The sequence below is a fragment of the Mycobacterium sp. NGS27 genome, assembly GCF_059813005.1.
Window position 1 is genome coordinate 391,980 of the sequence record NZ_JCALDT010000001.1, and the last position, 11,272, is coordinate 403,251.

The window sequence follows — 11,272 nt, forward strand, 5'->3', positions numbered from 1 at the left end:
CGGGCTCTATTCGTCCTCTTCGTCGTCGTCGGCAGCGGCGGCGAGCAGCTGCACTTCCTCGAGGTCCATCTCGTTCTGCAATTCGCGCAGCACGATGTCGTCGATGAGGTTCTGGTTGCGCAGCGAGGTGATTTCCCGGCGCTTGTGTTCGAGCACGCCAAGCCGCACGCGCCGGACCTTTTCCCGGCCCTTGAGTATGCGGGAGTTTGGTTCACCGTTCTCGGTGGCCAGCACCAGCGCCGCCTTCTCCTCATACTCCTTTTGCAGCCGCCGCCTCAGGTCGTCGCCGATGCCGACTTCGTCGGCGACCGTGGGCAGCGCGGCGAGGGCGGCTTGCGATCCCCGACATCGAGCCAGATTCAGTTCCTCGGCGTGGGTCGCGTCTTCGGGCATGTTCGCCCACCGCACCACGGCGGGCAGCGTGCTGCCCTGGACCAGGACGGTCACCAGGATGACGACGGTCACGATGAAGATCAGCAGGCTGCGGTCGGGGAAGGGCGCACCGCTTAGCGTTGTCATCGGCACGGCAACCGCCGCCGCCAGCGACACGGCCCCGCGAAATCCGGCCCAGACGGTGACGAAGCGCTGGCGCCAGTTGACCCGGCGTTCGCGTTGCACCTGGCGGCGGTCGATGAGCCGGATTAGCAGCGTGGTGATTTCGCCCCAGAAGATGCGCGACACGATGACCACGCCGGTGATCACCAGCGCCACGAACAGGGCGTGCCGAACCCCGCCGTCGACGCCGACGATGCCGCGCAGCGCTCCCGGGATCTGAACACCGACGAACACCCACAGCGAGCCGTTGAGCAGGAAGGTCGCGATGTCCCAAAAGGCAAAGGACTGCAGCCGCGAACGGGCCCGGATCACCAATGGGCTGGCGTATGCGAGGACCAGGGCCGACACCATCACCGCGACCACGCCGCTGCATTCCATCGACTGAGCCAGCAGGAAGGCCGCGAACGGCGTCACCAGGCTCAACGCCCCTTCCTCCTGGGGGGCGTCGATTCGCTTGCGCAGCATGGTCACCGCGCCACCGACGAGCAGACCGGCGGCGATTCCGCCGAGGTAGGAAACGATGAACCGCACGGTCACCTCAGGCGGGGTGATCGCTGACCCACCGATCGCGACGTTGACGCTGACGGCGAACAGCACCAGGGCGGTGCCGTCGTTGATGAGACTCTCGGCCTTCAGCACGGTCAGCGATCGGCGCGGCAGCTTCTTCGCAAGACCGGCCACCGCGGCCGCGTCAGTGGGCGACAGGACCGCGCCCAGGACGCCGGCGGCGTGCGGATTCATGCCCAGCGCTCGCGCCGTCCACGACACCGCCACCGCGGTGGCGATCACCAGGACGACGCTGAGGAACACGATGATGCGTGCGTTGGCCCGGATCTCGCGGAAGCTCGTGTTGAGGCCCTCCCAGTAGAGGATCGCGGGAAGGAACAGCAGCAGCACGATCTCGCCGTTGACCTTGATGTGCGCGAAATGGGGGATGAGCCCCAGCAGGACGCCCAGGAAGATGAGCAACACCGGGGGACCTACTCGATAGCGCCGGCCGATGACCGTCCCGACGATGACGGTGGACACCAGGGCGACGATCAGTTCGAGGCCAAACACCAGCCCATCCTGCCGGACGCGGCGATCCGCGGCGTCGTCGCCTATCTTCGGTCTGGATCAGACCTATTAGGCTCCGGGGCGGGAAATCGAAGGGGGATTCGGTGAGGGTCAGGCTGCTGGCAACAGTCGCCGTGCTGATGTTGTCGACCGTGATGGGCTGCCACTTCGCCTCCAGAAACCCGCCGTCGACCAAAACGCTCCAGGTCCCCATGAACGATGTGCTGACGCAGAGTGAGATCAAGCAGAACGTCACCCTTTCGGTCGGCAACACCCTGGTGGTGGAGTTGGGCTCGAACTACACCACCCCGTATCGGTGGACGCCCGACACGACCATCGGCGATGCGTCCGTCATCAAGCAACTCGGCCATCAGTTCGTCCAGCCGACCTCTGACGCGCTGGGGGCGCCGGGCAACGAGGAGTGGACGTTCGCCGCTTTGAAGCCGGGAAGCACCACCGTCAGCACCTCGTATACGAGCTTCGTGGGTAAGGACGCCAAACCGGCGTGCACCTACACGCTGACCGTGACCGTGCAATAAGCCTGCGCGACGCCAGTCGCGAGGCTACGGTTCGGACGTGTTCGGATTCCTTCGCAATCTGTCCCAGATCGGCCAGTTGCCCGCGGCGCTGCGTGCGGAACTCGACGCCGAGGGGATCATTTTCAGCGCCGGCCGGGTGGGGGTGGTCCGCCACTTCAGTGGCCATGTGCCCGGGGTGTATTCGGCCTCCGGCGTCTCGCGGTATGCGGGTGGGTTCGCGTTCAGCGCCGCCCGAATCGTCGCCACCTTTCCCGCGCGCGGCGACGCCAACCTGCGGTCCGTCGATTGCCCGTGGGACACCGACTTCGGGCCGGGCCGGGCCACCATCACCGGCAAGGGACTCGGCATTGACATCGACCTTCATGGAGTCGACGCTGCGTTCAGCGGCTCGATGAAGCTCAACTACAAGAAGAGGATTCGCGACGAGGTGCTGCAAGCACTACCCAGGACGACGTTGCGGTTTCCGGTGGAACCGCTGTTCGTGTACCGCGCCGCGGGAGTGCGTCCGAAGTCCTAGCGGTTACGACACCTCGGGGGCCGCAACGACATCGGCCCGCAGGTGCGCTGCGTAGATCTCGGCGAGGAATTGCTCGATGGCAACCGCGGTGTGTGCGGCGCGGACCGAGCCGAAGATGTCGAAAGCGTGTTGGGTGAGCGGTAATTCGGCGTACACCACCGGCTGCGCGCTGACCTGGCGGAGTCGCTCGACGAACGTGCGGGCTTGCTCGACGTAGGCCAGCGAGTCGTTGGTGCCGTGCAGGACGAAGAACGGGGGAGCGTCGGCGCGTACGTGGTTGACCGGTGACGCGGCCTCGAACGTTTGCAGGTGTGTGGAGGGCTTTTGCTTGATGATCGACTTGATCAGCATCGCCGGCATCATCGGGTGCAGCGTCTTGTCGAATCGGGTGAAGTCGTAGATGCCGTACAGCGGAACCGCCGCCTGCACCCGGGTGTCGGCGTCCTCGAATCCCGGCTGAAACTGCGGGTCATTCTGCGTCAGCGCGGCCAGCGCCGTCAGGTGGCCGCCGGCCGAGCCGCCGGTGACGACGACGAAGTCGGGGTCGCCGCCGTATTCGGCGATGTGGTCTTTGACCCAGGCGAGCGCGCGCTTGACGTCGACGATGTGGTCGGGCCAGGTGTTGCGCGGGCTGTGCCGGTAGTTGGCCGCGACGCAGACCCAACCCAGCTCGGCGAGGTGGCTCATCAACGGATGAGCTTGTCCGCGTTTATTTCCCGTCGTCCAGGCGCCACCAGGGATCTGGAACAGCACCGGCGCCTTGCCGGCCGGGTCGAGGTCCGGCCGTCGCCAGATGTCCAGGTGGTTGGCGCTGCCGTATTCGCCGTAGCTGATGTCGGAGTCGTGGGCGTAGTCGCGGTAGATCCGCAGCATGCGCACCAGCCCCGGGGTCTTGGCGGTGCCACCGCCGGACGGCCGCCGCCACAGGCCGCCCGACTCCGTGAGCCGGTCGGCCCCCAATCCGCTGTCCAAGGCCTCGGTCAGGGGCACATTGGCCCGATGGCCCGCGCGGCTGAGGTTCAGCAGGCCCAGTGCGGAGAGACCGGCGACGATCCACGCGGCTATTCGCACGGGCTTGGTCAGGCGGCGACCGGTCAACGCCAGTCCACCGAGCTGGGTCAGCAGCGTTTGCAGTGGCAATTCGGTGACAACGAGCCCGAACATCCACGAAAACAGCGAGGGGTATCCGCCGCGGGCCAACGGCCGGTAGGCGTTGATGGTGGACGCCGCGGTCGTGGTGGTGACCGCCAACGACCCGGTTTGCCGGAGGACGTGGACGATTCGGGCTATCCGCATTGCCTCACCTTACGAAACGGGTGCGGCTACGACGCCTCTGCTCTGCTCTCCAGCTCCTTGATCGGGGCCGGGTCGTTCTCGGTCAGCCCGACCTTCGCCGCGCCGCCGGGCGAGCCGAGCTCGGTGAAGAAATCGGCGTTGAGCTGCAGGTATTGGCTGTGCTCGTCGGGCAGGTCGTCTTCGTAGAAGATGGACTCGACGGGGCAGACCGGCTCGCAGGCACCGCAGTCGACGCACTCGTCGGGGTGGATGTAGAGCATCCGGGCGCCCTCGTAAATGCAGTCGACGGGGCATTCCTCGATGCACGCCTTGTCTTTGATGTCGACACAGGGTTCGGCGATCACGTAGGCCACGAGTGATGTCCTTCCTTCTGGCTAGCGGGGTCAGCCGGTTGCGAGCAGTCAAATGCGGTCTGGCTGGCTAATTTAGCGCGACGGCGCCCGCGGGGGCTACCAGCCGGCACGCGTCATGCGCCCGATTGTTCCGGCTCGGGCGGGGGCGTGAATAGAGGCTTCGTGTTGTGGTGTCACAAGCTATAGTTGTGTCACACGATTTGATTGTGAGCCGCCGCCCATGCCGCTGAGCCCTCGGTTGCCCGACCTCGCCTCGTTCGAGGCGTTTTTGGCGATCGCCGAGACCGGCAGCCTGGGCCGGGCCGCGCGCGAGCTCGGGCTGACCCAGCAAGCGATATCGCGACGGCTTGCCGCGATGGAGGCCCAGATCGGCGTCACCCTGGCCGTGCGGACGACGCGGGGCTCGCAACTGACGCCCGCGGGCCTGATCGTTGCGGACTGGGCGACCCGCCTGCTCGAGGTCGCGGGCGAGGTCGACGCGGGCCTGGGTTCGCTGCGCAAGGAAGGCCGCGAACGCATCAGGGTGGCGGCCAGTCAGACGATCTCCGAACAACTCATGCCGCACTGGCTGCTGTCGCTGCAGACCGAGGCGACGCGGCGCGGCGAGACCGCGCCCCAGGTGATTTTGACCGCCACCAACAGTGACCACGCCATCGCCGCGGTCCGCGATGGTAGTGCCGACTTGGGATTTGTCGAAAACCCTGGTACGCCAAAGGGTTTGGGAAGCTGCGTGGTGGGTGAGGACGAGCTGGTGATCGTGGTTGCGCCCGACCACAAGTGGGCGCGACGGGGGCGAGTGGTGACCGCGCGCGAGCTCGCGCAGACGCCGCTGGTGGCCCGCGAACTGCATTCGGGCATCCGCGATTCGCTGACGGCCGCGCTGCGCAAGGTGCTCGGCGAAGACATGGAACAGGCCGCACCCGTGCTGGAATTGACCTCCGCGGCGGCCATGCGCGCCGCAGTGCTCGCGGGCGCGGGACCGGCGACCATGAGCCGGCTGGCCGTCGCCGACGACCTGGCCGACGGTCGCCTGCACGCGGTCAACATCCCGAAGTTGGACCTACGCCGTAAGTTTCGGGCCATCTGGATCGGCGGGCGTACCCCGCCGCCGGGAGCGATCCGCGACCTGCTCAGCCACATCCTCAGCCGCGCGGCGGCGTCGAAGGCTCAGGCCGCCGCGTCCTCGGCGAGCGCCTCGTCGTAGCGGTCGAGCACGGTCTCGGCCACCAGCCGGTGAGCGCCCAGCGGCGCCGCCATCGGAATGCCGTTGTCGCGGGCGAAGTTTGCCACCCCATCGGTGATGAGGCCCGGCGCCAAGAACCACGGCGCGATGACGAGCCGGCGCGCGCCGCGGCGGCGCAGCTGATCGGCGGCCCGGGCCACCGACGCCTCGGGCCGGGTGGCGAACGCCGTTGTGGCCCCGGCCCATTGGGTGCCAACGGCCAGCCTGGCCGCCACCTTCGAAGTGCGGGCGTTCGCGGCGAGGTTCGACGAACCGATCGCGACGACCATCACCCCGAGGTCGTCGTCGAGTTCCGAAACCCCAACCTCGGTAAGGCGCTGGCGCAGCACCGCGATCAGCCGCTCGTCTTCACCGAGCACGTCGGCCTGCCGGACGCCGTGGGCGCCGCCGTCGGCGATCTGCTTAGGGATGTCCAGGCGCGCGTGATACGCGCTGGCCAGCAGCAAGGGCGCGACCACAGCGCGGCGGCTGTCCGGCAACCCCGCTAGCACATCGGCGAAGCTCGGCGTGTTGAGCTCGAGGAACGCCAGCCGCACGTCCAGGTCGGGCCGCATCATGGCCAGGCGGGCGGCCACGGCCTCGGCGTTGGCGCCCGACCGGGGGTCGCGGCTGCCGTGTGCGGTGAGTACGAGTGTGTTCATCGAAGCCTCAGCGCAATTCGTCCTCGTCGGCGCGCAGCGCCCAGGACGCGAAGGTCTCGTCGTCCTGGCGACCGTCGAGGTACTTGCGTGTCACCCGGTCGATGTAGTCGCCGAGTTCGGCGCTGGTGACCTTGTGCTGGCGCAGCTTTCGGCCGAAGCCGCTCTGCTCGCCCAGGCCGCCGCCGAGGTGCACCTGGAAGCCCTCGACCGAGTTGCCCTCGCCGTCGTCGATCCACTGGCCCTTGAACCCGATGTCGGCCACCTGAATGCGGGCGCACGAGTTGGGGCATCCGTTGAGATGCACGCTGATCGGTAGGTTGAGCCTGGAATCGACGTCTGCCAGGCGCTGTTCCAGCTCGGGCACCAAAGTCTGTGCCCGGACGCGGGTTTCGGCGAAGGACAGCTTGCAGTACTCGATTCCGGTGCACGCCATGGTGTTCTTGCGCCACGACGACGGCCGCGACGGCAGGCCGAGCGCTTCCAGCCCCGCGACCAGTTCGTCGACCTTGTCGTCGGCGACGTCGAGGATCACCAGCTTCTGAAACGGCGTCCACCGCGCGCGGTCGGAGCCGGCCTTCTCCATCAGGTCGGCCACGGCCGACAGGGTGCTGCCGGTCACGCGCCCGACGATCGGCGCGACGCCGACGGCGTTGAGGCCGTTCTTGATCCGCTGCACCCCTACGTGGTCGATGGTCTGCTTGACCGGCGCGGGCGCCGGTCCATCGATCAGCCGGCGGTTCAGGTACTCGGTCTCCAGGACGTCGCGGAATTTTTCTACGCCCCAATCCTTGACCAGGAACTTCAGCCGGGCCTTGGCGCGCAGCCGGCGGTAGCCGTAGTCGCGGAACAGCTGGGTGACGCCCTCCCAGACGTCGGCGACCTCGTCCAGCGGGACCCACACGCCCAGCCGCTGGGCGAGCATCGGGTTGGTGGACAGTCCGCCGCCCACCCACAGGTCTAGGCCGGGGCCGTGTTCGGGGTGGTTGACGCCGACGAACGCGACGTCATGCGTCTCGTGGGAGACGTCCTGCAGGCCCGAGACCGCCGTCTTGTACTTGCGCGGCAGGTTCGCGTACTCGGGGTTGTTCAGCGAGCGCCGCACGATCTCGTCGATCGCTGGTGACGCGTCGAGAATTTCGTCGAGCGAGTCGCCGGCCAGCGGCGAGCCGTGGATGCCGCGGGGGCAGTCACCGCAAGCCTCGGTGGTCTGCAGGCCCACCGATTCGAGCCGCCGCCAGATCTCGGGCACGTCCTCGATCCGAACCCAGTGCAGTTGCAGGTTCTCCCGGTCGCTGATGTCGGCGGTGTCGCGGGCGAATTCGGTCGAGATCTGACCCAGCGTGCGCATGGTGTGCGCGGTCATCGCCTTGCCGTCGGAGCGGACCCGCATCATGAAGTACTTGGCTTCGATCTTGTCAGTGTTCTCGTCGCCGGTCCAGCTGCCGTCGAAGCCCTGCTCACGCTGGGTGTAGAGGCCCATCCAGCGGAACCGCCCGCGCAGGTCGTCCTTGGCAATGCTGTCGAAGCCCTGCTTCGAGTAGATGTTGATGATGCGGTCGCGCACGTTGAGCGGGGCGTCGTCGGTTTTGAACTGCTCGGCGTGGTTGAGCGGTTCGCGATCGCCCAGCGCCCACTGACCGTCGTTGCGGGTCTTGACGGGACGTGCGGTGGTCATGTGGCGTTCTCGTTCCTTATGGCGGATCTGGCCTCAGATCGGGCCGATGTGCGGCCGCGGGGCGGGCTGTCGGGCCGCGGCATCGCGATGATGTGGGTCTGTAGGCACCCGTAAGTTCGTCGTTGGACCCACGGGTCGCGATTTCCATGGTGCACTACCTACCTCGGCGTCAGTAGAGGTCATCTGTTGTGAAGACACAACTGGGCGTTGTGTGCGCTGCTTCACTGTGCGCGCCGGGGATCGGTCCAGTGGAATTACGGGTCGCCCGCAGCGAACGCGACGTCGGGATTGAGGATGCCCGCGGGGTCAAAGCTCGCCTTGATGCGGCGCATCAGGTCGACCTTGACCGGGTCCTCGAGCTCGACGAAGTACGGTGCCTTCGCACGGCCCAGGCCGTGCTCGCCGGAGATCGCGCCGCCCAATTCCATTGCCAGCGCGAAGATGTCGGTCAGCAGCTTCTTCCGGATGTCCCGGTCCGGGCAGAAGATGGCCAGGTGCACGTTGCCGTCACCGGCGTGCCCGCAGCCGGCCGCCGCACCACCGGCCGCGGCCGCCAGACCGCGCGCGCCGGAGAGGAACTTCGGCATCGCGCCGCGCGGCACCACGGCGTCGATGAGTTCGTCGGCGTTGAGCGCCTTGAGCGTCCAGAACGCCTTCTCGCGCGCCTCGATGAGCTTGCGCGCCGAGCCGCCCTCGAGCACATAGGCATCCACCGCACCGAGTTCGGCGAGCAGTTCACCGGTCTTCTCGACGTCTTCGTCCAGCCGGTCTGCCGTCCGATTCTCAAGTGCCACAACCAGATACGCTTGGCAGCTGTCGCGGATGTCATCCGGCACGCCCAGCTCGAGATTCTGCGTATGGACCAGCGCGGCCATCGTCACGTTGTCGACGTATTCCAGGATGTAGGGCGCCAGGCCGCTGGCGAGGATCTTGGGCACCGCCTCCATGACCTGGTCGAAGTCGGCGAACGGGGCGAGCACGGTGGCGCTGTGGTCGAGCCGCGGATGCAGCTTGACGGTCACCTCGGTGGCCAGGGCCAGGGTGCCTTCGGAGCCGACGATCAGCTGGGTCAGGTCGTAGCCGGTGGAGACCTTGGCGATCTTGCCGCCGGTGCGGATGAGCTCGCCGGTGGCCAGCGCGGCCTGCAGCCCGAGCACGTTGTGGCGGGCGATGCCGTACTTGACCGCGCGCATGCCGCCGGCGTTGGTGCCGACGTTGCCGCCGACGCTGGACGACAGCTCGCCCGGGTGGACCATGTACCGCAACCCGGTGCCGGCGGTCGCGTCGTCCAGTTCGGTGAGCGTCACGCCGGGTTGGACGACGGCGACCTGGTTGGTGACGTCGACCTCCAGCACGGCGTTCATGCGCTCGAAGGAGATCAGCAGCCCGTCCGCGCGGGGGATCGCCGCGCCCGACAGGCCGGTGCCCGAGCCGCGAGCCGTCACCGGCACGTGGTTCTCCGTGGCGACCTCGAGGAGTAGAGCGACTTCTTCGGCGGCCGCGGGCTTGGCCAGGTATGCCGGCTTTTGCGGCGGCTTGGTCAGCACCTCGTCGTGCGAATAGTCCTCGGAAATTGCGTCGCCCGTCAGCAGGTTGTGCTCGCCGACGATCTCCGCGAACTGTGCCGTCATGTCGGTCATCGAAGGCCTCACCTACTTACGTGCCGGACGATGACTCACTGTATCGGGGGTGCGGCTCACGATTGCGGTCTGCGTGGACGTGCAGCTGCCGCTAGGGTGGGGCAGGCGCAGTTTCGCGCAGTGGTGTTGATTCCGGCCGGCGAACAATAGCGGCCACCAGCGGCGTCTCAGAGTAGCGACACGCGTGAGGCTGCGCACGTTATGTCGACGCCCGATTCGGGAACCCGCGGGCTGGACTGTCTTGAGAAAGGATTGCGCAGTGACCTCCTCGTCCCGCGGTTCGCGGCTCGGTACCCGGTTCGGGCCGTACGAGCTGCGTTCACTGATCGGCGCTGGGGCAACGGGCGAGGTCTACCGCGCGTACGACACGGTCAAGGACCGGATGGTCGCGCTCAAGCTACTGCGTGGCGAGACGGCCGCGGACCCTGGCTTCCAGCAACGCCTTTGGCGCGAGTGCCGAAAGGTGACACGGCTGCAGGAGCCGCATGTCCTGTCGCTGCATGACTTCGGCGAGATCGACGGCGTCCCCTTCATCGACATGCAGTTGGTCGACGACGGCGGCAGCCTCAAAGACCTGCTGCGCGAACAGGGCGGGCTGGAACCGTCGCGTGCGGCATCGATCACCGCGCAGGTGGCGCGCGCGCTGGACGCCGCGCACGCCTGTGGTCTGGTGCACCTCGACGTCAAGCCCGAGAACATCCTGCTCACCCACGACCACTTCACTTACCTCGCGGACTTCGGCATCGCCCAGGCCGTGGGCGACGAGGAGATTTCGCGGACCTACATGGCGCCCGAGCGATTCACCACCGGGCGCGTCGGGCCGCAGACCGATGTGTACTCGTTGGCGTGCGTGCTCTACGAATGCCTCACCGGCCAACCGCCGTTCGAGAGCGAGGACGCGGGGGAGCTGAAGCGCGCGCACATGTTGGCGCCCGCGCCCCGGCCCAGCATCATGCGCCGCGGCGTCGGCCGGGAGTACGACGACATCATCACCCGGGGCATGGCGAAGCAGGGCGCCGCGCGCTTCGCTTCCGCGGGCGAGCTCGCCCAAGCCGCCAGCGAGGCGGTGTTCGCGGCGTACGAACCGGTGGGTGCCGTGGCCGGGCGAAGCGGGCCCTTGACGACGCGCCCGTTGCCGACAGTTTCGTTCGCAGAACCCGACGAGCCCGCTGGCAACCTTCCCGAGCCGTCTGCCGCGTCAAGGCCCTCCTGGCGTTGGCCGGCGATCGGTCGCATGCCCGTCGTGGTGGCTGCGGTGGCGGCGGTCGTGTTGATCGCCGGGCTGGTGTTGTCGGTGAATCTTGTTGGTGCGACTCATCACAACGGTCCGGAGGCTCCGCCGCCATCGACGGCACAGGCGGCGCCTCCGGCCCCGACGACTCAGGCGCCACCGCTGACGCCGACGCTGTCGCGTCCGGTGAAGGGCGCCGACGGGTTGGGGTTTGTGGGCGAGACCGCCCGCTGCGATCCCGGCAATCCGCCGGCCGCGGTGGTGCGTACCGCCAAGTCACTGGCGGTGGTGTGTAAAAACCTCAGCGGCACTTACTACTATCGCGGCGAGCGGATTCGCGACGGCGCCCACATCGAGCTCTTTAATGCCGAGCGCGCCGACGACGGGTTCGATGTCACCAATCCGGTCGACGGCGTCGTCTACGAGGTACGGCCGAATCGGCTGCGGATTATCAGCTATGGGCATGTCGATTCCGCTGAGCCCGTGTTGCAGTACGCTACGGCGACGTAATAACCACGGGCGCAAT

General features: G+C 67.4%; 10 protein-coding genes. 4 read left to right on the forward strand and 6 right to left on the reverse strand.

Features of this window, described 5'->3' with window-relative positions; genetic code table 11:
* Positions 1 to 6: 6 nt before the first annotated feature.
* Positions 7 to 1,614 (reverse strand): Na+/H+ antiporter, encoded by a 1,608-nt coding sequence (locus tag AC5Y30_RS01605; RefSeq protein ID WP_499915705.1) that lies wholly within the window; start codon positions 1,612 to 1,614, stop codon positions 7 to 9.
* Between the two features lie 101 nt (positions 1,615 to 1,715).
* Between AC5Y30_RS01605 and AC5Y30_RS01610 the strand changes: the two genes are divergently transcribed.
* Together AC5Y30_RS01610 and AC5Y30_RS01615 are read left to right on the forward strand one after the other, a co-directional pair.
* Positions 1,716 to 2,150, forward strand: coding sequence for a protease inhibitor I42 family protein (locus tag AC5Y30_RS01610; RefSeq protein ID WP_499915707.1), 435 nt, complete (start codon positions 1,716 to 1,718; stop codon positions 2,148 to 2,150).
* A 37-nt stretch (positions 2,151 to 2,187) separates the two neighbouring features.
* A complete protein-coding gene (locus AC5Y30_RS01615; protein WP_499915708.1) occupies positions 2,188 to 2,667 on the forward strand; it encodes a hypothetical protein in 480 nt (159 codons plus the stop codon).
* Between the two features lie 3 nt (positions 2,668 to 2,670).
* Here the strand turns inward: AC5Y30_RS01615 and AC5Y30_RS01620 are convergent, their stop codons facing one another.
* Entirely contained in the window at positions 2,671 to 3,963 is a 1,293-nt protein-coding gene (locus AC5Y30_RS01620; RefSeq protein WP_499915709.1) for an alpha/beta hydrolase fold domain-containing protein, read from the reverse strand.
* A gap of 26 nt (positions 3,964 to 3,989) precedes the next feature.
* Positions 3,990 to 4,316: a ferredoxin gene (fdxA, locus tag AC5Y30_RS01625; RefSeq protein WP_499915711.1), complete on the reverse strand. Its 327-nt coding sequence runs from the start codon at positions 4,314 to 4,316 to the stop codon at positions 3,990 to 3,992.
* 220 nt (positions 4,317 to 4,536) lie between these two features.
* On the opposite strand from fdxA, the gene AC5Y30_RS01630 reads away from it, so the two are divergent.
* A complete protein-coding gene (locus AC5Y30_RS01630; RefSeq protein WP_499915713.1) occupies positions 4,537 to 5,520 on the forward strand; it encodes a LysR family transcriptional regulator in 984 nt (327 codons plus the stop codon).
* On the opposite strand, the gene AC5Y30_RS01635 is transcribed toward AC5Y30_RS01630, so the two are convergent.
* From AC5Y30_RS01635 to AC5Y30_RS01645, 3 genes are all read right to left on the reverse strand, one after another.
* Positions 5,484 to 6,200 (reverse strand): sirohydrochlorin chelatase, encoded by a 717-nt coding sequence (locus AC5Y30_RS01635; RefSeq protein WP_499915715.1) that lies wholly within the window; start codon positions 6,198 to 6,200, stop codon positions 5,484 to 5,486. The genes AC5Y30_RS01630 and AC5Y30_RS01635 overlap by 37 nt on opposite strands.
* Positions 6,201 to 6,207: 7 nt before the next feature.
* The gene (locus tag AC5Y30_RS01640; RefSeq protein ID WP_499915717.1) at positions 6,208 to 7,875 is read right to left on the reverse strand and encodes a nitrite/sulfite reductase; all 1,668 of its coding nucleotides are present in this window, start codon (positions 7,873 to 7,875) and stop codon (positions 6,208 to 6,210) included.
* 254 nt (positions 7,876 to 8,129) lie between these two features.
* Positions 8,130 to 9,515 carry an FAD-binding oxidoreductase gene (locus AC5Y30_RS01645; RefSeq protein ID WP_499915719.1) on the reverse strand — a complete coding sequence of 462 codons (1,386 nt, stop codon included), beginning with the start codon at positions 9,513 to 9,515 and terminating at the stop codon, positions 8,130 to 8,132.
* 259 nt (positions 9,516 to 9,774) lie between these two features.
* On the opposite strand from AC5Y30_RS01645, the gene AC5Y30_RS01650 reads away from it, so the two are divergent.
* On the forward strand, positions 9,775 to 11,256 hold the full coding sequence (locus AC5Y30_RS01650) for a serine/threonine-protein kinase (RefSeq protein WP_499915721.1): 1,482 nt from the start codon (positions 9,775 to 9,777) through the stop codon (positions 11,254 to 11,256).
* Positions 11,257 to 11,272 lie beyond the last annotated feature (16 nt).

Bases quoted from the DNA above. Each gene is read 5' to 3' on its own strand.
- AC5Y30_RS01630 (WP_499915713.1), top strand. From the start codon at position 4,537: ATGCCGCTGAGCCCTCGGTTGCCCGACCTCGCCTCGTTCGAGGCGTTT.
- AC5Y30_RS01620 (WP_499915709.1), bottom strand. From the start codon at position 3,963: ATGCGGATAGCCCGAATCGTCCACGTCCTCCGGCAAACCGGGTCGTTG.
- AC5Y30_RS01635 (WP_499915715.1), bottom strand. From the start codon at position 6,200: ATGAACACACTCGTACTCACCGCACACGGCAGCCGCGACCCCCGGTCG.
- AC5Y30_RS01645 (WP_499915719.1), bottom strand. From the start codon at position 9,515: ATGACCGACATGACGGCACAGTTCGCGGAGATCGTCGGCGAGCACAAC.
- AC5Y30_RS01640 (WP_499915717.1), bottom strand. From the start codon at position 7,875: ATGACCACCGCACGTCCCGTCAAGACCCGCAACGACGGTCAGTGGGCG.